At 36.0% G+C, this 23,250-nt stretch carries 24 protein-coding genes; 6 read left to right on the top strand and 18 right to left on the bottom strand.

All coding sequences use genetic code 11. The features are described from left to right. Positions 1 to 528 precede the first annotated feature (528 nt). Positions 529 to 1,251, bottom strand: a complete 723-nt coding sequence (locus tag CWD90_RS10930) for a FadR/GntR family transcriptional regulator (RefSeq protein ID WP_103476102.1) — start codon at positions 1,249 to 1,251, stop codon at positions 529 to 531. Between the two features lie 680 nt (positions 1,252 to 1,931). Here CWD90_RS10930 and CWD90_RS10925 point away from each other — a divergent pair. Beyond that, positions 1,932 to 3,809, top strand: coding sequence for an immunoglobulin domain-containing protein (locus CWD90_RS10925; RefSeq protein ID WP_103476101.1), 1,878 nt, complete (start codon positions 1,932 to 1,934; stop codon positions 3,807 to 3,809). A 232-nt stretch (positions 3,810 to 4,041) separates the two neighbouring features. Here CWD90_RS10925 and CWD90_RS10920 read toward each other — a convergent pair whose 3' ends face one another. Next, a complete protein-coding gene (locus CWD90_RS10920) occupies positions 4,042 to 4,539 on the bottom strand; it encodes a hypothetical protein (protein ID WP_103476100.1) in 498 nt (165 codons plus the stop codon). Positions 4,540 to 4,848: 309 nt separating this feature from the next. Between CWD90_RS10920 and CWD90_RS10915 the strand changes: the two genes are divergently transcribed. Then, the gene (locus CWD90_RS10915) at positions 4,849 to 5,244 is read left to right on the top strand and encodes a response regulator (RefSeq protein ID WP_103476099.1); all 396 of its coding nucleotides are present in this window, start codon (positions 4,849 to 4,851) and stop codon (positions 5,242 to 5,244) included. A 274-nt stretch (positions 5,245 to 5,518) separates the two neighbouring features. After that, entirely contained in the window at positions 5,519 to 5,686 is a 168-nt protein-coding gene (locus tag CWD90_RS23205; protein ID WP_192878015.1) for a DUF6747 family protein, read from the top strand. 245 nt (positions 5,687 to 5,931) lie between these two features. Here the strand turns inward: CWD90_RS23205 and CWD90_RS10910 are convergent, their stop codons facing one another. The 3 genes from CWD90_RS10910 to CWD90_RS23020 form a co-directional block, all read right to left on the bottom strand. Then, positions 5,932 to 7,521 carry a sensor histidine kinase gene (locus CWD90_RS10910; RefSeq protein ID WP_103476098.1) on the bottom strand — a complete coding sequence of 530 codons (1,590 nt, stop codon included), beginning with the start codon at positions 7,519 to 7,521 and terminating at the stop codon, positions 5,932 to 5,934. A 511-nt stretch (positions 7,522 to 8,032) separates the two neighbouring features. Then, the gene (locus CWD90_RS10905; RefSeq protein WP_103476097.1) at positions 8,033 to 8,563 is read right to left on the bottom strand and encodes a hypothetical protein; all 531 of its coding nucleotides are present in this window, start codon (positions 8,561 to 8,563) and stop codon (positions 8,033 to 8,035) included. A gap of 557 nt (positions 8,564 to 9,120) precedes the next feature. After that, on the bottom strand, positions 9,121 to 9,264 hold the full coding sequence (locus CWD90_RS23020; RefSeq protein ID WP_157941204.1) for a hypothetical protein: 144 nt from the start codon (positions 9,262 to 9,264) through the stop codon (positions 9,121 to 9,123). A 150-nt stretch (positions 9,265 to 9,414) separates the two neighbouring features. Here CWD90_RS23020 and CWD90_RS10900 point away from each other — a divergent pair, with 150 nt between their 5' ends. Continuing rightward, on the top strand, positions 9,415 to 9,810 hold the full coding sequence (locus CWD90_RS10900; protein WP_103476096.1) for a hypothetical protein: 396 nt from the start codon (positions 9,415 to 9,417) through the stop codon (positions 9,808 to 9,810). Between the two features lie 163 nt (positions 9,811 to 9,973). Here CWD90_RS10900 and CWD90_RS10895 read toward each other — a convergent pair whose 3' ends face one another. The 11 genes from CWD90_RS10895 to CWD90_RS10845 all read right to left on the bottom strand — a co-directional run bounded on the left by CWD90_RS10895 (position 9,974) and on the right by CWD90_RS10845 (position 19,417). Beyond that, positions 9,974 to 10,930 carry a calcium/sodium antiporter gene (locus tag CWD90_RS10895; RefSeq protein WP_285901346.1) on the bottom strand — a complete coding sequence of 319 codons (957 nt, stop codon included), beginning with the start codon at positions 10,928 to 10,930 and terminating at the stop codon, positions 9,974 to 9,976. 20 nt (positions 10,931 to 10,950) lie between these two features. Then, the gene (locus CWD90_RS10890) at positions 10,951 to 11,601 is read right to left on the bottom strand and encodes a DUF2490 domain-containing protein (RefSeq protein ID WP_157941203.1); all 651 of its coding nucleotides are present in this window, start codon (positions 11,599 to 11,601) and stop codon (positions 10,951 to 10,953) included. Positions 11,602 to 11,632: 31 nt separating this feature from the next. After that, positions 11,633 to 12,217, bottom strand: a complete 585-nt coding sequence (locus CWD90_RS10885; RefSeq protein WP_103476094.1) for a hypothetical protein — start codon at positions 12,215 to 12,217, stop codon at positions 11,633 to 11,635. Continuing rightward, positions 12,210 to 12,707 carry a mechanosensitive ion channel domain-containing protein gene (locus CWD90_RS10880; protein WP_103476093.1) on the bottom strand — a complete coding sequence of 166 codons (498 nt, stop codon included), beginning with the start codon at positions 12,705 to 12,707 and terminating at the stop codon, positions 12,210 to 12,212. The genes CWD90_RS10885 and CWD90_RS10880 overlap by 8 nt, the downstream gene beginning before the upstream one ends. A 461-nt stretch (positions 12,708 to 13,168) precedes the next feature. Beyond that, positions 13,169 to 13,903 (bottom strand): carbonic anhydrase family protein, encoded by a 735-nt coding sequence (locus CWD90_RS10875; RefSeq protein WP_103476092.1) that lies wholly within the window; start codon positions 13,901 to 13,903, stop codon positions 13,169 to 13,171. Between the two features lie 468 nt (positions 13,904 to 14,371). Next, the gene (locus CWD90_RS10870) at positions 14,372 to 14,644 is read right to left on the bottom strand and encodes a hypothetical protein (RefSeq protein ID WP_157941202.1); all 273 of its coding nucleotides are present in this window, start codon (positions 14,642 to 14,644) and stop codon (positions 14,372 to 14,374) included. Between the two features lie 126 nt (positions 14,645 to 14,770). Continuing rightward, positions 14,771 to 15,277 carry a YqhA family protein gene (locus CWD90_RS10865; protein ID WP_192878014.1) on the bottom strand — a complete coding sequence of 169 codons (507 nt, stop codon included), beginning with the start codon at positions 15,275 to 15,277 and terminating at the stop codon, positions 14,771 to 14,773. Positions 15,278 to 15,313: 36 nt separating this feature from the next. Continuing rightward, positions 15,314 to 16,987 carry a SulP family inorganic anion transporter gene (locus tag CWD90_RS10860; protein ID WP_103476089.1) on the bottom strand — a complete coding sequence of 558 codons (1,674 nt, stop codon included), beginning with the start codon at positions 16,985 to 16,987 and terminating at the stop codon, positions 15,314 to 15,316. Between the two features lie 41 nt (positions 16,988 to 17,028). Next, entirely contained in the window at positions 17,029 to 17,649 is a 621-nt protein-coding gene (locus tag CWD90_RS10855) for a carbonic anhydrase family protein (RefSeq protein ID WP_103476088.1), read from the bottom strand. A 63-nt stretch (positions 17,650 to 17,712) separates the two neighbouring features. After that, positions 17,713 to 18,246, bottom strand: coding sequence for a DUF2490 domain-containing protein (locus CWD90_RS10850; RefSeq protein WP_103476087.1), 534 nt, complete (start codon positions 18,244 to 18,246; stop codon positions 17,713 to 17,715). A gap of 97 nt (positions 18,247 to 18,343) precedes the next feature. Beyond that, complete coding sequence (locus CWD90_RS10845; protein WP_103476086.1) at positions 18,344 to 19,417, bottom strand: AOC03_06830 family ribosome hibernation factor; 1,074 nt, start codon at positions 19,415 to 19,417, stop codon at positions 18,344 to 18,346. A 276-nt stretch (positions 19,418 to 19,693) separates the two neighbouring features. On the opposite strand from CWD90_RS10845, the gene CWD90_RS10840 reads away from it, so the two are divergent. Next, positions 19,694 to 20,377, top strand: a complete 684-nt coding sequence (locus CWD90_RS10840; RefSeq protein WP_103476085.1) for a TetR/AcrR family transcriptional regulator — start codon at positions 19,694 to 19,696, stop codon at positions 20,375 to 20,377. Between the two features lie 19 nt (positions 20,378 to 20,396). On the opposite strand, the gene CWD90_RS10835 is transcribed toward CWD90_RS10840, so the two are convergent. Both CWD90_RS10835 and CWD90_RS10830 read right to left on the bottom strand, forming a co-directional pair. Beyond that, entirely contained in the window at positions 20,397 to 20,702 is a 306-nt protein-coding gene (locus CWD90_RS10835) for a hypothetical protein (RefSeq protein WP_103476084.1), read from the bottom strand. A 194-nt stretch (positions 20,703 to 20,896) separates the two neighbouring features. Then, positions 20,897 to 22,033 (bottom strand): universal stress protein, encoded by a 1,137-nt coding sequence (locus CWD90_RS10830; RefSeq protein WP_103476083.1) that lies wholly within the window; start codon positions 22,031 to 22,033, stop codon positions 20,897 to 20,899. Between the two features lie 567 nt (positions 22,034 to 22,600). On the opposite strand from CWD90_RS10830, the gene CWD90_RS10825 reads away from it, so the two are divergent. Next, entirely contained in the window at positions 22,601 to 23,155 is a 555-nt protein-coding gene (locus CWD90_RS10825) for a tyrosine-type recombinase/integrase (RefSeq protein ID WP_157941201.1), read from the top strand. Positions 23,156 to 23,250 lie beyond the last annotated feature (95 nt).

Genomic DNA, 23,250 nt, shown 5'->3' with positions numbered 1-23,250 from the left:
ATACCAAAAGAAGGCATACCGAAATAGGAAAAGTGCCGCCCGATCAAATTTATAATGCTAAAAAAATGGCATCATGATAAACTAAGGAATACCTTTAAGCTGTCTTACAGATGGGGAGTAGTGTAATGTTCATTGCCTACCTAATTAATTGAAAAATCAAAATATCAGATAAAAAATGAGGATGTTAGGGCAGTTAGGTAAACTACTCTTTGCTTTGGATAATAAATTGCCCGAGGATATCTCCTAAAAAAACAGGCATCTTATACAACATAAAAGTGAGAATCTAAACTAGAATTTTAAGCACAAACATTGACAGAACTGGCACGTATGGAGAAATGGAATTCCGTCAATTAGACTATCAATTATATTTGTCTAAATCAATAATCTCATATCTTTTTGCCCCGAGCACAATGTGATCATGGTAAAAGTTGCGGGCTTAAAAGGCGCTTTTATTTTCCGAAAAAATGCGCCAATTGAAATCGGGTCTATTGTTTTGAGTGCTCTACAAGCTACTTTTGGTCGCTTTACTCAATTCCTCAACTGTTCTTCTTCAATATTATGGCAATACTGATATAACATTTTGAAATATATTTTCATTTTTTCCTTTGCCAATTGGGGATCCTTGGCTTTAATAGCCTCATAAATATCCATATGTTCCTGAATTCCCCTGAAAGCCCGATCTTTATCACAAACATGGTATTTTTCGAAATTGGTAATGATTTCGGGCGTAATGATCAACATAAACCTATTCATGGTACTATTACCGCTTGCCCTGGATATGGCCAAATGGAAAAGTAGGTCTTCCTGTACTGCATCTTTACCGTTGATGACCTTTTCTTTATAGGCTTCCAAGGTCTCCTTTATCTGACATAAATGCACCTTGGACCTGCGCTGTGCGGCAAGTCTGCAGGTCTTTAGTTCCAAAAGTATCCGGGTCTCTACCAGGGATTTGAAATTGGGCTCCTGCAACCGTAATATGTCTTGCAGCATGCCATCCATAGCTACTTGGCCGATGTCGGCTATGAATGTTCCACTTTGGGGCTTGGACTTTAATATTCCATAAAATTCCAGCTTTTGAATGGCTTCCCTAAGGTTGCTTCTACTTACCCCGAATTTTTCTGACAACATCCGCTCAGAGGGAAGTTTGTCTCCTGGTTCCAAGTTTTTATAGCTGATCAGTTCGCGGAGCTTGGAAATGATACCATTTTGAATTTCTTCGTTTTCTCCCCTTGTAAGGACTTCTAATTTCATGGACCGCTTTTTAAAATTGGTTAACCAGATTGACCTGTTAAAACTATGAAATAAACTTCTGCAAAAAAAACCTTCTTAAGGTCATTCTCGTACACATTAAGTGTGGAATTGTTTGCACTTAAAGCAATCATAATAATCGCTAGTTTTATGGGAGTACCGATGTATTGGGTATTTAAAGGGTTTTATTATAGTGAGGTTCAATAAGGATGTCTCAATGTAGAATCATGTTGACCAGTACCTCACCTATTCTTTCGAACCATCCCATACTTGTTACTTTGAAGATAGGACAGGATTGTAAATTGCAGTATACGAAAAAGCGGCCTTGTTGCCTGGAACATTGAGTGTAGAAATGGAATAGAGGTTGTCCAATATTTCTTAAATATAACGTTTGATTTCAGAACTGAAGTTGTCGATCCATTCAATTTTGTTGATACTTCGCAGATAATCTTCAACCCCATAAATAAAAAGGTACTAAATAAGAATAGGTGTTTCCAATCCTTAACAATTTCAAATGGTTCCGATTCTTTACATTCTGTTTTTTTGTACCACTAATCGAGTACATATGTATAACAAATACGACCTGTTCATCTTTTCTTAAATAGGTCCTTGACATCACTTTTTAACAAGTTCACAACATTGATTCTTACAAGTTCCATATCAATGTTATCTTAGCTTGGATAATGAAGGCACATTATTTTGTTTTAAGTTTGATTCTATATTCGATTCCTTTTTTCGGACAGAATACCTATTCCGATACTTTTTCTGCCGTTGCGTATACCAATAACAATGGCAACACCAACTTTTCGACAAATTGGATAGAATCAAATGATGATAATTCTGCCTCTAATGGCCGTATCAGAATTACTGGAAATGAGTTACGATTAAATCGTCTTTCGTCAGAAAATATTAGAAGAACTGCAAATCTATCCTCAGCGACGGGAGCGGTTCTATCTTTTGATTGGAGCACGTCCAGTCTGGAAAGTGGCGAAACACTTGCCATACAGGTTTCATCTGATGGCAGCTCCTTCACTACTCTAACTACCTTTGGGGGCACATCTTCAGGAACTTTTAGTCAAAATATTTCGGCCTATGTATCGGCCAATACTACCATTCGTTTTCTCAAAGGCGGTGGAAATTGGGACCAAAATAACGACCAAGCATATATCGACAACGTTTTGATTACTGCTACAACTTCCCCTGACACTGACAATGATGGTATTTTAGATGATGTAGATTTGGATGATGATAATGATGGCATGACCGATGAAGAGGAATATTGTACAACAGCCAATACAACGTTTTTAGTTTCACAAGATGTCGGCACCAGATCAGTGGCAGTAAATCATACGGATACCGGATATTTACGCTTGGATTTTTCCTCCATGGACAATTCGTTCCAACTCGATATAAATGGCACACCAATCCACCCATCTGTTTTGGAATTTGAAAATGGCGCATTGGATGCTGGGGAAGAATATTTCCTTTTTCAGTCAGATAATGCATTTATTAGTGCCCCTTGGGTAGCGAACACCAATGGATTGCCCCGATTGCGACTGATTGTGGACGAAACGGGAAAGGTTACTTTTTATGGCACAAGAACTACCTCCTCCACATCACTTGAGATTATGCACGCACAAGCCGCCACTCCTTTTAACACAATTAACTGGGTTCCCGACTTTAACAATGTCTTTACCGTTACAAATCAAGCTGGGCCCGGTCCGGAAGGATTTACAGGGGTATTGTTCGCCAGTGCCTTATGCGACTCTGATGGAGATGGAGTAATAAATAGTTTAGATTTGGATTCGGACAATGACGGTATCTATGACATAGTTGAATCGGGTGTGTTGGATGTAGCCGGAATTAACGATGCAAATAACAATGGCATAATCGATGGGGCGGCATCAGCTTTTGGCAACAACGGACTCCATACGAATATCGAAGATAATGATTTGGCATATACCAATTTAACCTATTCCATAGCGGATACGGATGTTGATGGAATCTATGACCCGTTTGAAATAGATGCGGACAACGATGCCTGTAACGATGTTGTCGAAGCTGGATATTCAGATAATAATAATGATGGTATTTTGGCCGCATTGCCCACTATAGTAAATAGTAATGGTTTGGTAACGGGAACAAGTGTTATTGATGGATATACGACCCCTGATGACAATAATTCCAACGGCACTTATGATTTTCAAGAGGGTTCCTCATTGCCCACAGTTACCTCACAGCCACCAAACACTTCAGTATGCCCGGGTTGTAGCACAACAATTTCCGTCACGGCTACCAATGCTACTTCTTACCAATGGCAGATCTATAATGGGACCAGTTGGGTCGATTTGACAAATACTGGGATCCACGATAATACTTCCACTGATACTTTATCGATTACCAATGCCACAACGGCCGACAATGGCAATCAATACAGAGTAGTTATAGCCAATAACGGCTATGCCTGTGGCACGACGATATCCAATACAGCGACCTTGACGGTCCGGGTAAACACCGTCATTACCAACCGAAGGATAACACACAGGGTCAATAAGAACTGACTTTTACCTTTAGACAGACCTTTTAAGTCCCAAATTTCATCTATTTAGTAAATTTACGGCTTTTTCAATGTGTAGATCCCATCATTTGAGAGCAAGCTAACTTTTGATTTTTTATATTGTGAAACTTTTGAAGGTCAATTTCGAGGGATTACCGGTAACGATGACAAGGGTTCTAGGTGTGTTGTCACATATATGTTGCCAAACATAAGAATCTTAAAGTAGATATATTCGTTTATAGCTTTATTACCACTAAAAATTGAAGGGGTGACAATTCCGTAAATTCGAACTCTACATTTTTAACTACAACTCCTGTAGGTAAAAAATACGACAGGCCACATGGAATTCTTGTCAATTTCGCAGAAAAATCCACCAGTAGGGAATCTGAATCACTTAAATGGATGCTATATTGATAGTGCGATTCAGTGGGAATGAACAGTTGGATCGTGTTATCCAATTTTCTGATATCCGTATCCGGAACGGCGAATTCATTGGCAGGAATAAAAATAAAACCTGCATTGGGAAATTCTCCGTCCACCCTTATTGCATTGGGATCTATGGTGCCAAGTTCAATCAGATTATTACCACTAGCATCAATGAGTTTTAAAAACAGGGAAGGGAAGGCTGGGTCAAAAAGTGCACAGTCGATATTGTCATCTTCTGAACATCCATTTAACAAAAATATTGCGGCTATTAAAAAGAACGGGATTTTGGTTATAAAAGGAATTTTCATAAGTAAGAAAATTTAATTAAAAGATACCAAATTGTTCATGGGGTTGCGTGGAATAATATTTTGATCGGATGCCTACGTAGGAGTTCTTGAATAATGTGGGCACTGTTATACCAGTATCCCGATCTGAAATTCCATAATAATAATTCGGCACTATAAAGCCTTAGTTTTGTAGACTTACTTGTTTCAGCGAAAATATGGACCATTTAAACGCTTACGCGGTAGAATTTCTATAAATGTGAAAATCGATTAGTACATTTATATTAAAGTATTCAATCTTCCCCATATTTACAGCGCATAAAACCCCATATCATGGAATTGACCGTTTGCATAATAGATGACGACCTGGTGTCGCAATTCGCTTCGAGATATTGTATAGAACAATCGATTTCCAATTGCAGGACCATTGTTTGCGACACTGCCGAAGAGGTCCTGAACATGTTCGCCGATCCTTTGAACAATGGAGATGTTGTGCCGGACTTGATATTCCTCGACCTGGTCATGAAAGGTATGGACGGTTGGGAATTTCTGGATAGGTTAAAGTCAGGTAATAAGGTAATACAAAAAACTGACATCTATATTCTTTCCGGCTTTGTAAATTCTAATGACCGGGCCAGGGCCAAGGAACATCCAATGGTAAAGGGTCATTTTGACAAACCCCTTTCCAAAAGCATTGTGGAAAAGATCCTTCATTCAAAAAGGAAGTAAAATTATCGTTTTTTTAGGCCTCCCCTTTATCGATTGTTATATGGGCATAATTATGTTGGGCAGCATATTTCAACCTAATTCATCCAAGGTCTATTGATTAGTAGGCTTCCAAATAGATTCAAAAGGTATGGATCTACATTCGTTGAGTTGCCATAATCCAAGATAAAAAAATTTGGTTTTGATTTTAATCTGCATTAATCGACATCTTGTAGAAAAGGAAAAAACTTAGTGGACAAGTGCCTTAACTTTGCGCCCAAACCCCTAAATAATTATTATGAAAACAATTTTACTTGTAAAGGAAATTTACCTGAATGGATTCAAGCAACTGGGGAGTTGGTTGGTAAAAAGCTACTTCAAAGCCTTTGCTTGGTTCAGTTTCGCCATGTTCCTAGTAGTACTGTATGCCTTTGGATTCAGACTATTTACTGGATTCCCTTTCTGATCGATCCGGTAAATCTCATATTCAGCTGATTATATCCTTCCGTCAAACAACGGAAGGATTTTTTTTCAGGTGTCGGATTTTGTTTCCAAGTTCGTATTCTGCACTTCAAGAACTTATCTTTTACAGTATATTAAAACTAATGATCGTCCAATGTATAAAGATGGCCGTTGGGAACAGCCTTAAAGTAAAAGTTGCACACTGGTCAAAAATTTTTCGTTTCCACCAGTGAACATTTTAACTATGATCTAAAATATTATTTCAAAGGTTGCCCCTTTGTCCATCTCGCTCTCCACACTTATTTTACCGCCCATGGCCTCGACCTGTGCCTTGGTAATAAAAAGGCCAACCCCTTTGGCATCGGGATGTTTATGAAACGTTTTGTGCAATCCAAACATACGGTCCCCATTTTTTTCTATGTCAATTCCCAGACCATTGTCCCTGACCGATAGTTCGATCTTACTACCTTGGGTTTTCGTTTTAAATTGAATCTGCGGCACACGGTCATTTGAACGATATTTTAACGCGTTACTTAAAAGGTTGTACATAATGCTTTCCAAATAAATGGCAGAATATTCCATTGTCGGCGCTTCCGAGAAATCGCTTGTAATTTGGGCATTGGATTCCATAATCTGTTCTTGGTGATTTTCTACCAATGTAGAGAGAACATTCCCGAAATTCAATTTTTCCTTTTTCCCTTTAGATTCTTCCCTTATGGTTACCACTTCCAACAGTTCATCCAGCGTGCCAGAAAGATTGTTTACCGTACTCTCGAAATACTCCATCAACCGGGTTTTACCATCTACGGTTCCATCCTCTTTGTAAAAACTTAAGAGCAATTTCAAATTGCCCATCGGACCACGGAGATTGTGGGAAATTATATAAGAAAACTCCTCCAACTGTTTGTTTTGCCGGGTTAGGTATTCTGTGCGTTCAAGCACTATTTTTTCAAGGTTCTTATTGGTTGAAATGACTTCCTCCTCGGCCCTTTTTCTTTTCTCATCGCACCCATTGAGCAATCTCGCAGTGGACCATAAGGCGTAAAGTACAACGAGCATAAAACAGGTTGTGAACATTGCTATTCCAAACTCGACCGAAACGATTTCAAGTCTTTCCAGTATAACTTGTAAAAATCCGAGAACCAAGATGGCCGGCATTACCTTTTTGAACAGGTTCCGTGCCATAACATTGCCAATACCTTTTCTTGTTAAGAGCCCTGTAACCCCCAAATCATGATGAATGAACGATACCCCAATGGACAGGGCAAAAAGCACAATGGAGGTATGGATGGCCATTGATGTAAAAAAGGATAATTTGTAAAAAGAAGGTACATTGAACACGTAACCCAGTACAGCTATAAAGGATAGAAAGGTCACAATATGAAGCCCATATTGCGCTAGTCTCCTAAAATAAATATTTGAGCTGCGAACAATCAAAAAAATGGGCCCTAGCATTCCAAAGCATAACGAAGTTATTGGTGACGGTCGTCCTGGGGACATTGCGCCATTTGCTATCGCTACTTGATCGTTAATAAATAGCTGGTCGATGCCCGCATCAATATTGAACACATCCTGGGACAATGAAGCTATTGCAAACGCCGCAAGAATAGTTGAAAGAAAATATACGGATAAATTACTTTTTTCCGACTTTAGATTAATCACTATAATTCCAGAAAGTATGAAGAAAAAAGCCGTGTTCAGTTTCATGGAAACGTAGCCGGGTACAATGGTCATAAGGATTTGAACATCGGAAATCCACCCTACCACAACAACCAGACCAAGAACAGTGGAGAGTACGCCCATCCAAAATGGGATGTTGTTATTTACTTTATATGTCATTTTGATCAAATATCGGTTTCCAAGAAAGTTTGGCCAGCTCCGTTATGGAGACCAATTGCGTGAACAGACTCATTATCAATTATATTGGCCATGCAATTATATTATCTAACGCCGATTTTGACATTTTGTTGTAAGCTTTTACTTATATAAAAATCGGGGCATATACGGAGAAATTTAGGATATGGTTTTTGTTTATGTCCCTACCCCTTGTGGCATTCCGATAGGAACGCTCATTAGTAAAAAGGATAGATTAGAAAGAGATAAACCTGTATCCCTTATTCACAATTTTAATAACTTCCAATGCCTAAAGGGACTATTTCACAAAATGGTCATTCTTCAATACTTGAGTAATTTTGGCGGCTTGTGTGCCGAAAATCGTTCGTTTTAGGTGATTGTTCAAAAAATTGAAATTAATTAACTTTAGAGGACTGGACCATGACATTTTATAGGATACCTTGTTGACACAAATATTTATTATAGGAACAAATAAGTCTTTCCTTGTCATAATTGTTTATAATGCTTCGATACTTTTTATATTGATTCCAATAAAGCAATCGTCCATACAACCATCTTCAACATAACCGCAAATTGAAAGCAACCCATTGTTTTCAGCTTCAAAGTAAGATTTTGTGTTCTTCCTTTTTTCCAACCATTCTTGTTCGGCTTTTTCATATATTTCGTCCAAGGTCCAAGCATATGCCGCACTTGTTTGCTCGTGACTATTTATTTCGTTTTCGTTTTCGATCCATTCCAATTCTTCTTGTGGAATATTATCGGCCAATCCTTCGGTGGATGTATATTTGAAATGTCTTTGAGCAACTTTTCCTTTTGATACCGTTATGGTCGTTTCCCATCCGAAATTAATAAGAACAGAACCGCCCCGTACCGCATACTTGTAAGAATTATTGGATGATTCTTTAAAATCCAGCCAAGCTTTTCTACTATTTTTAAAATCATTTTCAAATTCCAGATCATTCTTTTCGCATGAGGAAATCAAATTTCCTATCAACAACAATGCGATAAAATAAATCTTATTTTTCATGATTTATCTTTTATAAAAGGATTTCCTCTTTGAATAATTAATAAGATGTTATAGGTTTGAAAAGGTTGCTTTGGTTTCCTTTGAATTTTATCTGGTACCTATCAGATAACAGAATGAAATAAAGAGGATAGGAATAGTCCCAAAAAAAGTTCGTTTTAGGAGACTCATAAAAATAGACTAAGAACTTGCCTTTTTTACAAAATTCGATTTATTTATGGAAGCTGACACTTAGTTTATTTTTACTACCTCAATCCATCCGTCCGATTTGTGTAACATATCACAAACGAGAAGGTGCTTGGTTAACGGGACAAGCAATTGGCTTTTACGTGATGTAATCGAAAGGAGTTTCTTCAACGTTCTATTTCGCCACTTACCAAGGTCATAGTAACCCGGGCATTAATAGTTGGGTAGAACCTGAAGAAATTCAGTCCGTCTTTTCGCTTTTGTACGGCTTGGGTCTTGCCATTCTTACCGTTTCGATATGCTCCACGATGAATTTTTCTCCGATAAGTGCATTGAAATGTGGTATCGTCCCGCGCTTAATAATCAAATTTTTTCTAGGGAAGTCGATATTCCGATGTTGAACCACTTGGCGGCCCCAGGGTAATAACAACTCCCTCGTTCAGCACTTGGGAGGTCTCTTGCGCATATAGCATTGATATGGTCGCGAAGAGTACCATAATAAAGTATGATTTTCTCATAACTACGGGCCATTAGGGCTCAACCGATCCAACAAATATAAAGACCCGGAGCAATATTATTAGTGTTACTGCTGTTAAATAGTTGTTAAACTATTATAATTAATAGTAATACTATAACATTTATATTAATTTTGTACAAAAGCAAATAAAATGTTAGGGCAAAAAAATACACCTGAAGAAGTATTGACCGAGTTCCAAAAGGATACGCTATGGTGGAAATCGATTATTGGCTATAAGGAAAGTGAAATACTTTTCCTATACAGGGTTCTTAACTCTAAATCGTTTAAGGAAAAGCCCAATCTAAATGAACCATTGGAAAAGTTTAAACATGAATTACAGACCAATACAAGGGAGGTCAATAATTTAAAGAAAACCTTAAATCAATATGAGGTCAAACTCAAGGGCATTCTTGAATGTGATACCATTAGATGTGAAACCTTTTATGTGGAGAACCATCAACTTTTCAAGGATAATTTTGATAAATTTTACACCGATTTCAATGAATTTAAAACCAAGGTTTACAACTTAACCGGTGGTCTTTTATAAACATGAACAAGACATTATTATTTGAATAATATTATCTGAGCACTACATTGTTTAAAAGTTATACGGCGTTACGTATAGTAAAAAAATCTGACCCTACGGATCAGAACAATTGCCAAAAATGTAAAAATTTGGTTATTTAAATTTTCAATGAAGTTGTGGGTTCTTACAACTCTTTCCATACCAAAAAACCAGTATAAAGTAAATAAAAACTAAGTAATAGTAACGCTTCCCATCGATCGATCTTTCTTTTTCTTCCAGTAAGCATTGCGATTATTAGAAATATTGTACCACTAATTAATATGAAAATGTCAGTATTAAAGTTGATATTGAACTGAATAGGATTAATAAATACACTAATGGATAGAATGAAAAGGATATTGAAAATATTGGAACCAATTACGTTTCCAATTGCTATATCGCTTTTCCTTTTAATAGCTGCTATTACAGATGTTACCAACTCTGGCAATGAAGTTCCTGTAGCAATTATTGTTAAGCCTATAATTTTTTGGCCCACTCCTAACTCTGTCGCTATGGCTACTCCATTGTCTACAACAAGTTTGCCGCCTATTAAAAGGCCTATAAGCCCCAAAATTATCAACCCCCAGATCTTATAATTTGCTTTTTTTTGATAAGATCTATCCTCACTTTCTTCTAATTTCATTTTTCTTGATACATAATATAAAAAAGAGAGAAAACAGGTAAATAGAATTATGCCATCTAGTCTGGATATTATTGAAGTCGAGGTAGAAAAGAAATCGTTTGCCAATACTAGAAACAATAGCGTTATTAGTAATGAAATAGGAATTTCCCTCCAAGCGGTTGAGGATTGTATTGCAATCGGGTAGACCAAACCTGCTATTCCTAAAATAATAAACAGGTTAAAGTTGTTGCTCCCAATAATATTCCCTAAAACAATATCAGAATGCCCATTATATGAGGCTACAGAATTCACCATTAATTCCGGTGCGGATGTTCCGAAAGCTACTATTGTCAAGCCTATTGCCAAATCTGAAATTTTGTTTTGTCTCGCGAGGGAGGAAGCTCCGTCGACCAGCCAATTTGCTCCGAAAATCAAGGCAGAAAAGCCAACTAAAAGCAATAAGGAAGAAATTATTATCATAAATAATCTTTATCAGTTTCCTATAATTCGATAAACCAATTCAAATTCACCCAAAAACTATGACGTGTATTATTGTTCAAAAAAGAGTTTGCCCTATAGTCCAATCCCATCTCAATTTTGTTATTATTTTTAAGGTTATAACCCAATAGTGGAACAAAGCGTATTTCAAGGTCATAGTCAGAATCATGCCAGCTATTGAGGTATTCATTATTGAACTTAAAATAAAATTCCGATGGATCAACAGATTCGCCATTTAGAGGGACTTCTGAAGCTATTCGGTATCTTAATCTAAATTCGGGCTTTTCATCCAGTGAAAACGTTTGGTCGCTTGCGAAGCGATGTGCTAACCTAAAGTCAGCAAGTCTCTGCACCACGGTATATTGCTGAATAAATCTATGAAATAACTTTTCTTCTCGAACCCTGATAAGATAACCGCCAGCCACACGGGAATTAAGACCAACCTTTTTGGCGGTAATCATTGAAAGGTCTGTTAAGACATATGTAAACTGGCTTTCACCAATGCCGCTGAACTCTCCTGTTCGCATTAGTTGGCGAGACTCTATCTTTGAATTGAGCGACCAATCATTTTCAAGTTTATAATTTAGATTTATTGATGGCAACAATCCTATCTGATACCTACTTTGGGCCGATGCACAATTTATAAATAGCATGAACACAATAAATAATGCAAGATGGGAATTTTTAATATTCAAGATGATAGCTGGGTTTAAACAGTATTTGGGATGCTAAAACGAATTGTCCTTTATTGGTGAAGAGGTATTCAAATAAACCTGTACTTTTTTCAGAACGGCACTTTGCTATTATTTCATATTTAACTGTCAAGTCTTCAGTAGGTTCTCCAGATAATAATTTTATAAACAGCGGCATTTGATTTCCGGTATATTGTATTTGGGTTTTGACAATTTTATATTTTTTGAAGTCTTTTTGAAGATGGTTCTTTATAGAATCTTTAATTGATGTTTGCAAAACATCCCAATTTATTTCAATTTCAACATCTTCAATATTTCCGAGTATATCAAATTCAACGCTGTGTTTTTTTCCGCTTCTTTTAAATTTAGCTTCGATACTTTTTCTTTCTATCCCTTCTTCCAAATACCATTTTACTTTATTCTTCAAACTTAAAGAATCGATAAAATTTAAAGCATTGGATGGAACGTCATTTTGTTTTAAACGACTTTCCATTTCAAACTTTTCCTGGGCGAATAAATTATTGGAATAACTTTCAAAAATCAAAATAATGAGAGTGGCTATAAAATATTTAGTCATTTATTTTCTTTTTTATCATTTTTTGAATAAAGACATTGCTCGGTATGGTTATTTGCTCTCCTTCCTTTGTTTTGAGAATAATGAAAAAAACACCAATATCGCTCACCCTTCCTTCGGTTTCGTAGTCCTTATCGATTATGGTAATCGTATCATCCAACTTTACGGGGTGATTGAAGAAGATAATGATACTGGATGTAATATTGGATAGGATTGACCATTGAGCGAACATTGCTATCCCAAGGACAGTAATTACAGATCCCACAAAAACAGCTAATTCTGACTGTTCAACTCCCCAAATTATTAAGATAATTATAAAGCAAACTGAGAGGTTGGTTAAATTAATCGCTTTTTTGATTATTTTGCCTCTTGCCTTTTTCACCAAACTGTTATTTACCGTCTTATCGACTAATTTGGCCGTCACTATTAACAATAAAACAAATCCAATAATCACTGCTGCCGTTTCAATTATTTTTAACTGCGTACTATCCATAATTTTGGTTTATTATACTTACTGTAAGCGTTTGATCATTACGATCGGCACTAAAGAAAACGTGTTATTTTCCGCTAAACCCCAAAGTAGGATTTTGTAAATCGATTCCCATGTCAACCCTTGTATTAATCGAACAAGACCAAGGGTAAGCGAAACATTCTCAGAAACCTAATCTCACATGTGTCGAGAGAGGAGAGCCCGAGCTCGATCAGGCCTGATTGTATTTCCTTTAAGCGATGTTTTCCAGAGTCAATTTCCTTAAAAGATTTAGAGCGCTGTGCGATATTCATAGTCCTTACCTTCAAGAAACGAACTTGACATATTACGTGTATTGTTCAGGGCATGGAAACCTATTGTAATTTCTTTTCCAAATAGCCATATCCATTTTCATTTATTGTCTTTACCTTTCAGGTCCGATTTGAAACCTACCCCAAAAAAGGGTAGGTTTTATGTTATTATTGCTATTTGATAAAATTGACTACCCCGGTATCCATATCGTATACTGCTCCTTTAATGTCAATTTCCCCATTTTCGACCATTGTTTTAAGTAACGGACTTTCCTTTATAATCTTTTGCATGGCGATTCGGACATTGTTTTCACTTACCTCATGGACCAACACTCTGTTCTGCGAACTTCTTGGACCTGTGGCGATAGTCGATATCTTGATCGCCGGTTGAATGTTTTTCAGCATTTTAGTGATATGCCCCAACTTTGCACCGTCAATTGCCGCATGTACAGCCCCACAGTTTTCATGGCCCAATACTAGGATCAATTTTGCCCCTGCCACCTTGGTCGCGAATTCCATACTTCCAAGAATATCGTCGTTAATAAAATTTCCTGCTACCCTTGCCACAAAGATGTCGCCTATGCCCCTATCGAATACATCTTCTACAGGGACCCTGCTATCAACACAGGACAATACTACGGCCTTGGGAAATTGTACATCGGCGCTCTCGCGAATCTGAATGGAGTGATCCCTTGCCGTAAGATCACTTCTGACAAATCTTTCGTTTCCCGCCCTCAAGATTTCCAAAACCTCGCTAGGTGAAAGTGCGTCCTGTTCCTCCTTTGTCAAAACTGTTTCTACCCGAATTTGGCTTCTGTCGATTTCTACCTTTCCTGTATCGGGTTGCTGTGCAATTAGTGCGACCGTAAAGGCCATAAAACCTGCAAGTGTACTAATCTGTTTTTTCATAATTCCTAATTTTAAATATTGGTACAAACATAATAAATAAACAGAAATATAATAGTAAATATATAATAAATAATAGTTAAATTTACATAAATAATAGCATCACTATCTTATTTGTAAAACTATATATATTTATATATAGAAATTCAGCTCAAAGAATGTGGATTACAATATTGGGGGAAACGAAGTCCCTTGAACGGAAAATATTGGCAGCTCCTTAGATCGCTTGCAAAAAAATGACCGGATATTAACTATTTAAAAAATCTACCGGCCAACCGGTACCATCACTACTTACAATCTTTACTAAGATCGCGTAGAACGAGCGCAAACGAAAAAGGAAACTTCAAGGAATACATCAAACCCGATTGACCAATTGGCTTAGAACTAAAACTACCAAGTCAATTTTGCTTCACTATAAGATCGCTCAGGTTTGCAAAAAAAACTCCATTACGGAAACGATTTCCCGATTAGTTAACTTTTTAGCACATTCCATATAGAATCAAACTTTGATGAAGTTTCCTTTACAAGTGAGTCTAGTTTTTTAATTTTCAGATCTTCTAGATTTATTACTGAATCCAGCTTTATAACCCTATCCATTTCGGTATTTATCACCGAATCCAGCTGGTTGGCCTTGATGTTAAGCCGATTGAGTTGGGTTTCTACTTTGCTTGTAACGTTTTCACAGGATGCAAAAAGTAAGAGCGCTACGCCAGCTGCAATCATTGTGTTGTTAAAATTTTTCATAGTTCTTTTTTAAGTTTTTATATTTTTATTTGCCTTAAGAATAAGATAGAATAACCGATCAAGCTAGATTTCAAGGACCCTATGATGCCTATTACGCCAGATATTACATGCTGGCCTTAAATAGTTTTAAGATCCCTCATCATTATCTAATTTTAAAAATTTCAATCCAAGTGCTAATAGAAGAACCGAGATTGGAATTATCAAAAATTCCCATTTCAAATTGTTCACATTTTCGACTATGACCTCGAGAAATATAACAAATAGGATAATAATTATTACTTCTGCAAGTACATTTTTTAAATGTCCGATATTGGGTGATCTGATCCATTTTAAGACCCCATTGTCCTCCGCACTATTATTTTTATTAGAAATAAATAGTGTAAAAACTCCATAAGCAAAAATGAAAAGTGCCAAAGCTATTAGGAATGTATCTAATGATTTCATTAAATATACCGTTGCAATGTCTACGGGAAGTAAACCTTCATTTCCTTTTGGGACATAATCAAAAAGCACTATTTTAATTGCTCCGTAGGTTTTCCAAGCACCTACAAAAAACAGTAACAAAGAACCTATAAGGGAACTAATAACCGCTATTATACTGATATATCGGAATATGTAAAATGGTTTTTTCATAATATTCAAATTTGACAATTCTATAATATGATATTTTTATTCTTTTTGCTTTTTGTAAAGATTTAATACGTTTTTTAACACTTTAGAGGCTACTTCAATATCTGGACAAATGGTCTCTTCTTGCACAAGATTAGGAATTATGCCAATTGCCCGTAACATATCTTTAGGCTGATCTTCCAACCCGACGAGAATGACAGGCGTGTTCTTCTTTTTCAAATCAAAAAGTGCATTTTCCAATGCGTATAACCCTGATTGGTCTATATAAGGAACCCGATCCATCCTTAATATCAATGCTTTGATATTAACATCACGCTTATCTGCCATAGATTGAAACTCGGAGGCAAAACCAAAAAAGAGAGGTCCATAAAGATGTTTGATATATACACTGTTTTTATATTCGTCATATAGCGTTTGTTCATCTGACCACAGGGTTTCAGGTTGTGAATCTCCCAAAGATTTTATCTCTGTCCGTTCCTCTGCCAGATCTCCGATCTTTTTCATAAAAAGCACAGATGCCAACACTATACCAATACCTACCGCATAAATCAGGTTACCAAAAGTAGTAATGAGCAATACCAGCAGTAGCACAACTGTATCTGCACGAGGGACTTTAAGAAGGTGCTTCAACGCTTTGTAATCTATAATATTAAGCCCTACGGGAATCAAAATACCTGCCAGCACAGGTATGGGTATGTAAGCAGCTAATGATCCTGCACCGAGCAATATAATTAGTAGAAAAAAACCGTGGATGGCACCTGAAAGACGGGTCTTACCGCCAGAATTAATGTTGATAACCGTGCCTTTGGTTGCCCCTGCACCAGGGATGCCGCCAAACAATGCCGCCACAGCGTTGCCTATACCTTGTCCTATCAATTCCCTATTACTCTTGTGCCGGGTCTTGGTTATATTATCGGCAATAACAGAAGTCAACAATGAATCTATTGAACCCAATGCTGCCAATATGATGGCATACTCAATTATCAAGGCATAGGCCTCCGATGGGATACTCAAAAAACCAGCTACTTTAAGCTCGGGCAATCCGGACGGAATGTCGCCTATTAAAGGTACATTTATTTTAAAAAAATAAGCAACGAGGGTAGCCACTATTAGGGCTACCAACGTACTCGGTACTGCTTTGGTGATTTTTGGGAAAAGGTAATATACCGCAATTGTAAGTAGCCCTATACCAATTGCGGCAATATTCACCCCCATAAAGATTTCTGGGAGATTTTGAAGAACAGCAATAGTTGATTTTGGTGAGGTCAGACCAAAGAAGGGAAATAATTGAAACAAGATAATAATAAGACCCACCCCAGTCATAAAGCCAGAGATTACGGGGTAGGGAAAATACTTGATGAAGCTACCTACTCTTAAGATGCCAAATAATATTTGAAAAATTCCCCCAAGAAAAAAGGTAAGTAAGATGATAGGCAGTGCACTTTCTATACCCCCAAATTTACTTACTGCAAGCGTAACCACCGCAGCAGAAACTACGGTCATCGGGCCTGTAGGCCCGCTGGCTTGGGTAGCTGTACCACCCAAAAGAGCAGCCAGTATGCCCAAAATTATGGCGCCATATAACCCAGCTATTGCTCCGAGTCCTGACTGTACGCCAAAAGCTAGTGCAAGCGGCAGGGCTACTACCCCAGCTACAACGCCACCGGATAAGTCGCCTTTCAAGTTTTTGAAATCATAGAATTTATTTGCCATATTATTATTTATGAATTAGCGATAGTTAATTAGTAAAGCATTTAGTAGAAGGTTACCCCTCCACTTGTTACATCATACAGGCCGCCCACAATTTTTACATTGCCTTGTTTTTCCAAATCTGCTATTATAGAGCTCTGTTTCCGTATTTGTTCCATTACTACAAGTATATTGTTGATGGTTACGTTGCTTACAAAGCTTTCATTACTACCAGTCCTATTTTTTTTTGTTTCCTTCTCGGCATCTATCGCTGGTTTTACCTTATCTAAAAGTTGGGTAAGTTTACCCATTTTTACGGCATCGCAAGAACCAATTATAGCACCACATTTGGTATGACCCAGCACCAGAATTATTTTAGTGCCAACCACTTTAGTGCCAAACTCCATACTGCCTAAAATGTCGTCGTTTAGGACATTACCAGCTATTCTGATGCTAAAAATATCGCCAAGCCCTTGGTCAAAAACCAGTTCCGCCGAAGTGCGAGAATCCATACAGCTTAAAATGGTTGCAAAAGGGAATTGTCCTGCACTTGTTTCGTTTACTTGTTGCAATAAATTACGGTTTGCTTTTAAATTGTTTACAAATCGCTGATTCCCATCCTTCAGAATTTTAAAAGCCTGCTCGGGGGTAAGATTGTCCTGGGTTTCTTTTGATTGTGTCTTCATATTTTTTTTATTTTGTTAAAAATTATTAAAGGTAATTATGTTCAATTGATCTCGATTTTTCCCTCAGGCGAGAAATTGGTTCATATAACCGATTTCACACTTTAAGGAATTGTTCAGTCTGTACCCCAAGCCTGAATAAAGACGGTTTCTGTCAAAAACGTTGTTTTTCGTATTCAGAAATATTTCGTTATAAACAGAAAAGTAAAGCGTTTTATCAACTATTTCAACTTTATTCAATGGCTCGTTAAGTCCCAAAAAATAGCGGAAGCGAAGCTTTAAATCGTCTTCTACAAAACGTTGCTCAAACCTATACCTGTGCTGAACGCCAACACGGCTTATTTGCTGTCTGGCAATAAACTGTTTGTATATTCTTTGCTCATATACTGCCTTTTTTTTAGCGGCAGGTCCAATGTAGTTTTCACTTAAAATATAACCGTAGCCTAAAAACAAATTATTATAGTTTTCAGTTAGATTGTAGCCCAAACCAGTTCTCAATAACAATTGTTCAAGATCGCCAATGGCATTATAATATCTATATTGAACCTCGTGGTGCCAGTTCCATTTGTTGTCTATTTTTTTATTTCCAAAAAAGATCATCTAGTTTCCGAAATTACTGTCTTGGCAAATAGCTACAAAAGGTAAGAGCAAAGCCCATAAATTTTTTTTTCATTTCAAAACGTACCTTCGGTTTTTTTCAATATCGAGTTATAGCTCCAAAACCATTGAAATCGGATAAATCGCCTTTTGGCAGAAAAACCGTATTGCCTCCATAATTCATATTGGTTTCAATCAGCTCGTCATAAATATCGTCTGTTACAGCTTTTTTGGTTCGTTCTTCTTCTGAAACAAAGTTGATTGTACTGCTTTCCATTATGCCTGGTTGGAACAATCCTTCTTCTATAAATAAGGTTTGTACCCTTCCTTCAATAATTGCCCTGTGAATGTCATTAACATCGCTTAAATACTTACCAATGCTTACTGCCATTATCAATGCTTGTTTTTGGTCATTGTTTCTATTAATGAGATGCTCTTTAACTATTTTCCAAGCGTCTTTTACTATATGATGGGCTTTTTCATCCAATCTGTTTTTGTTCAAAAATATATCGAAAACCCCTTGCATTTGATCGGCTATCTTTAGGTATTCGTGATAACTACTTTGTTCGGAACAAATAAGTACCGGAAGTGAGTTTTCTTTTCGCACCTTGTTTACTTCTTTATCAACTCTATTAAAAAATTCGGCAATCAAACTGGTCTGCCTACTTGCATTAGATAGTTCAGCTTTATTGGTGGAATAAAACTGGGTGTTTTCCATAGGAAAAATATCATCATATTCCTTTACAACCCTATTATTGAAAGCCTCTATGAGCCTGACTTTTTGTTGGCTTAACACAAGAATAAAATAGTTTGCCGCTTGATGCATAGACCTAACCAAATCTCTCGTGGCAAAGGTGTGGTCTATCACCACACGGTCTTCTACTTTAAGGGGCAAGCGTATGTATTCAGCAATGTCTTCGTTTACAAATAAAACCAAGCTCTCCAAGTTCTGTCTATGGTCTATTTGGGATGCCAATTCCTGTATTCGCTGTATCAGTTTTTCAGCATCCCTTTTGCTCTCATCAGCCAATAACCTTTCTTCTGCTCGCTTGCAGAGATTTTTTAAGGTTATTGAGTCCTTTTCGTTGTCAGGTCTTGTTCTATGTGTATTTAAAATAATGGTTATACAGCTTTCCGCATAAATGTCTTTGAGTTCTTTTAATGTTATGTTCATATTTATGAAAAATTTATTGTTTCGATTAATTTGGTGCTAACACATTGCTTTGACCACCCTTAAAACTCTATTAATCGAAAAAGGTTACTTTTTAGTTGGACAAATGGTAATATGGTTTTCATTTTTCCTTATTTAACTTTTAATTATTGATTACAAATATACAAATACTTTTATAAATAATAGTAAAACTATTATATAAATAATAAAAATATAAATTAGTATTGCATAACTTTCATATTATATTGTTTAACTTTGTTCATTATAATATTCGAAATTATGTCAGTAGAAATTAGAATATCCCTGAATGAAGGCATCTATTTAAAAGATCCGCAGGACTCCCCATTGGGACGAAACATTATAAAACACAGTATTTTGTTGATTGAAGAAATGGGCTTTGAAGCTTTCAACTTTAAGAAACTGGCCCAGGAAATGGGCTCAACGGAAGCTTCAGTGTATCGTTATTTTGAAAATAAACACTCATTGCTCATCTATTTGGTTTCTTGGTATTGGCAATGGGTAGCCTATCTCATTAAAATAAATACAGTGAATATTGATGATCCGAAAAAAAAACTTAAAATAATCATCAATTCATTTGTTTCGGCATCTGTGGATAATCCGAGCACCGAGTATATTGACGAAAACAAACTTCACAGTATCGTGATAGCGGAAGGAACTAAAGCTTATAGAACTAAAGAAGTGGATAAGGAAAACGGAAAAGGTTTTTTTAAAAATTACAAACAACTGATAACAAGGGTTGCCGAAGTAATTTTAGAGATCAGTCCCAAATTTGAGTATCCATATGCTTTGGCCAGCAGCTTATTTGAAATGTCCAATGACCACCTCTATTTTGCCAAGCATTTACCAAAGCTCACAGATATAAAAGAAGAGGAAAATAAACATTCTCAAGTAGAAAAAATGTTAAATTATTTTTCGGCTAAATTATTGGATTACGAAATATAATTCCGTTCGCCTTTTTAATTTAGTTTTTCTTTTTTAGTGATGAACAAAAATCTATTAATTCTGAATCGGCATATATGCCATAGGCACTGCTCAGACAACCTTTAGTGCCATCAACACATTCAATCAGGAACAAAATAGATCGATCTGAAGGGTCACTCATTGCTTCGTGAATGCAATATTCTATCAAGACACACTCATCTTTTTGATAGGATTTATTATTAACTCTACCAATTAATTTACCATCTGTGAACATAAACTCCTCCAAATAGCCATAGAGTTTTGCTTCTGAAATATCCTCCAATAAGGTTCTACTATTTGATAACATCTTTTGCTTTTTAAATTGCCACAACAATTATATAAAGTTTCGTATCGTATTTCTCTGCCAAGTAAGATATATAAAATTCATACAATTTAAAGTCAGATAAATTTTATATATTTAAGAACATCAGATATATTAGTTGTTCCAAGTAGTTTTTATTTAGAAAACAGAATTTCTATCAACAAAAATGTAGATCCTATCTATTGTTTTGTTTGCTTACGTGCTTCTTGTTCAATTTTCAAATTCCACATTTGATCTAAAATATCTTTAACCATTTCTCGGTATCTTTTAGCACTATCTATGTCATCTAGTTTTTCATAAACCTTAGCAATACCTTTTAATGAAGGTACGTGTGCGAAATTGATGCCAAGGCAAATCGTAAATTGATTTATAGATTCTTCAAAAAAACCTTTTTCATAAAGTTCTTGGGCTATAGCATAGTGATTTTCAATATCTTGGATTTTAGATTCTATCTCTAATTTAATTATATCCTTATTTTTTAAAGTGATAAATGAACATAAAACTTCCCTGGTTACTTTTTCGGTCACACTACCCATTAAAATCTTACTGATGCCGGACTTACCTGTTGTTCCCATAATAAGTAAATCAGAATCGTTTTTCTTTATAGTTTTGAGTATTTCTTCAGCGGGTTCACCTCCAGCTATTTTCCTTACAACGTTTATATCTACAAGATTAAATTCTTTTAAGAATTTATTTAATTTTTTTTCATGTTCTAACTTTCTTTGCTCATTTATTTTGACTGGGTCAAGTTTGGTAAAAGTATGGTGGAAATAAGTATAGACGCTTAATATTAATAATTTTGCATTAAACATACGAGATAATGTTATGGCACTATTTAACGCACGACTTGATTCTTCAGAAAAATCTACAGGACAAATGATATTCTGAATGTCCGATGTTTGATCATTTTTTACTACGAGTACGGGCTTGTTACTTTTCCTGATAATTTTTTCTGCTGTTGTACCTAATTGAAAAGCGTCCTTTTTTAATTTTTCACCTGCACCGACGACTACCAAATTAGCATTTATTTTATCGGAAGCATTGACAATTTTATCGCAATAATTTCCATACTCTAGAATTGGTTTACCTATATCAACTCCTTCCTCTTTAATTTTATCGCTTAGCTCATTTAGTTTTGCAGATGCAGCACTTTTTACAAGAAGACTCACCTTCTCATCATCAATATAATCAGGTAATATATGGATAAGCGTTATTTCAGATTTAAATGTCCTTGCAAACTTTATTGAATTTTTCAAAACATTTTCTGAAGAATTGCTAAAGTCAATTGATACTAACATTCTTTTAAGTAGTTTCATAATGATTGTGTTTTATTATTTAATAGGCCAAAATCTTTTTTTGGCAACGTTCTGAATATACCCGAACATGGAATTAAGGTTTTCAGAAACAAAATGTTACTATATGGTATTTCACTTCCTAAATTTCAAATCTCTATTGATTGGTGTTTTTTAGTAAACCTTGTATACAAATATAAGGATATAAATTAAAATATAAGTTATACTATCATAAATAATTGTAAAACTTTTATGACTTAGAGTTTAAAGTTCATATTAACCGTTTATTTTTTACAAATCAATATTTTAACTGAACCTAGAATAAGTATATACATTAAATTATTACCCGAAATGTTCAAGTTAGGACATGACGATGGAAATGACTTTTTTTAATCCAATAAAACTTTTTACTGATTACGTTTGAAACGTGTTTCAAATAAATGATTCGAGTTCCATTTATCGCTCTTTTTTGTATTTCCGGTAATTTACTTTCTACGGGACATTTTTAAACTCTTTACAAAATCCGTATTATGTAAAGAGTATCGATTTTTTGAACTATATTCCGTGGAGTTAATCGATAATTCAAAAATCATGCCCAACGGGCGAAATATAAAGAGGGCTAAAAAAGAGACTACCAATGCCCATGAAAGGGCGAAGGACTTTTTAAGAGATGCCGAAATCGAATTAATTTTGGAGGCTTCAAAAAAAACCAGATACCCCAAAAGGAACTACCTTTTACTTTTAACGATTTATCGGCATGGTCTCCAGGTAAGTGAAGCGACTGCCATCAAAAAATCCGACGTTAACATACAAGAGTCTAGAATTTGGGTAAATAGGCTCAAAAGCGGACTTTCAGTAGAACATCCTATATCCGAAGATGTACTTAGTGCCATAAAACGATTCCTCAATTCCAGAAAAGATAATCTTCCTTGGCTATTTGTGAATGAGAGAGGATTGCCGTTGTCAAGGCACGCGGTCAATTATATTGTTAAGGTTGCTGCAATTAAAGCAAAATTGGAAAACGTTCATCCTCATACATTAAGGCACTCTTGTGGATTCTATCTGACCAATAAAGGATACGACCTTCGGTTGATTCAAGATTACCTCGGACATAGTGACCCAAAGCATACCGCACATTATACATGAGTCGTAGGCAAGCGCTTTGAAAAGCTGTGGGAATAATTAATGAGACCAACCATTTTCTGGACTAATGAACATTTTCTCCCTTTTTTCCGATGAGG

It is taken from the genome of Arenibacter catalasegens, assembly GCF_002909235.1.
GTDB classification, from domain to species: Bacteria; Bacteroidota; Bacteroidia; order Flavobacteriales; family Flavobacteriaceae; genus Arenibacter; species Arenibacter catalasegens.
This window is presented reverse-complemented; position numbering and strand designations above follow the sequence as displayed.

What these genes read in the sequence shown, in the direction of transcription:
- CWD90_RS10930 (WP_103476102.1), bottom strand. Translation starts at nt 1,251, where the DNA reads ATGAAATTAGAAGTCCTTACAAGGGGAGAAAACGAAGAAATTCAAAAT.
- CWD90_RS10925 (WP_103476101.1), top strand. Translation starts at nt 1,932, where the DNA reads ATGAAGGCACATTATTTTGTTTTAAGTTTGATTCTATATTCGATTCCT.
- CWD90_RS10920 (WP_103476100.1), bottom strand. Translation starts at nt 4,539, where the DNA reads ATGAAAATTCCTTTTATAACCAAAATCCCGTTCTTTTTAATAGCCGCA.
- CWD90_RS10915 (WP_103476099.1), top strand. Translation starts at nt 4,849, where the DNA reads ATGGAATTGACCGTTTGCATAATAGATGACGACCTGGTGTCGCAATTC.
- CWD90_RS23205 (WP_192878015.1), top strand. Translation starts at nt 5,519, where the DNA reads ATGAAAACAATTTTACTTGTAAAGGAAATTTACCTGAATGGATTCAAG.
- CWD90_RS10910 (WP_103476098.1), bottom strand. Translation starts at nt 7,521, where the DNA reads ATGACATATAAAGTAAATAACAACATCCCATTTTGGATGGGCGTACTC.
- CWD90_RS10905 (WP_103476097.1), bottom strand. Translation starts at nt 8,563, where the DNA reads ATGAAAAATAAGATTTATTTTATCGCATTGTTGTTGATAGGAAATTTG.
- CWD90_RS23020 (WP_157941204.1), bottom strand. Translation starts at nt 9,264, where the DNA reads ATGAGAAAATCATACTTTATTATGGTACTCTTCGCGACCATATCAATG.
- CWD90_RS10900 (WP_103476096.1), top strand. Translation starts at nt 9,415, where the DNA reads ATGTTAGGGCAAAAAAATACACCTGAAGAAGTATTGACCGAGTTCCAA.
- CWD90_RS10895 (WP_285901346.1), bottom strand. Translation starts at nt 10,930, where the DNA reads ATGATAATAATTTCTTCCTTATTGCTTTTAGTTGGCTTTTCTGCCTTG.
- CWD90_RS10890 (WP_157941203.1), bottom strand. Translation starts at nt 11,601, where the DNA reads ATGCTATTTATAAATTGTGCATCGGCCCAAAGTAGGTATCAGATAGGA.
- CWD90_RS10885 (WP_103476094.1), bottom strand. Translation starts at nt 12,217, where the DNA reads ATGACTAAATATTTTATAGCCACTCTCATTATTTTGATTTTTGAAAGT.
- CWD90_RS10880 (WP_103476093.1), bottom strand. Translation starts at nt 12,707, where the DNA reads ATGGATAGTACGCAGTTAAAAATAATTGAAACGGCAGCAGTGATTATT.
- CWD90_RS10875 (WP_103476092.1), bottom strand. Translation starts at nt 13,903, where the DNA reads ATGAAAAAACAGATTAGTACACTTGCAGGTTTTATGGCCTTTACGGTC.
- CWD90_RS10870 (WP_157941202.1), bottom strand. Translation starts at nt 14,644, where the DNA reads ATGAAAAATTTTAACAACACAATGATTGCAGCTGGCGTAGCGCTCTTA.
- CWD90_RS10865 (WP_192878014.1), bottom strand. Translation starts at nt 15,277, where the DNA reads ATGAAAAAACCATTTTACATATTCCGATATATCAGTATAATAGCGGTT.
- CWD90_RS10860 (WP_103476089.1), bottom strand. Translation starts at nt 16,987, where the DNA reads ATGGCAAATAAATTCTATGATTTCAAAAACTTGAAAGGCGACTTATCC.
- CWD90_RS10855 (WP_103476088.1), bottom strand. Translation starts at nt 17,649, where the DNA reads ATGAAGACACAATCAAAAGAAACCCAGGACAATCTTACCCCCGAGCAG.
- CWD90_RS10850 (WP_103476087.1), bottom strand. Translation starts at nt 18,246, where the DNA reads ATGATCTTTTTTGGAAATAAAAAAATAGACAACAAATGGAACTGGCAC.
- CWD90_RS10845 (WP_103476086.1), bottom strand. Translation starts at nt 19,417, where the DNA reads ATGAACATAACATTAAAAGAACTCAAAGACATTTATGCGGAAAGCTGT.
- CWD90_RS10840 (WP_103476085.1), top strand. Translation starts at nt 19,694, where the DNA reads ATGTCAGTAGAAATTAGAATATCCCTGAATGAAGGCATCTATTTAAAA.
- CWD90_RS10835 (WP_103476084.1), bottom strand. Translation starts at nt 20,702, where the DNA reads ATGTTATCAAATAGTAGAACCTTATTGGAGGATATTTCAGAAGCAAAA.
- CWD90_RS10830 (WP_103476083.1), bottom strand. Translation starts at nt 22,033, where the DNA reads ATGAAACTACTTAAAAGAATGTTAGTATCAATTGACTTTAGCAATTCT.
- CWD90_RS10825 (WP_157941201.1), top strand. Translation starts at nt 22,601, where the DNA reads ATGCCCAACGGGCGAAATATAAAGAGGGCTAAAAAAGAGACTACCAAT.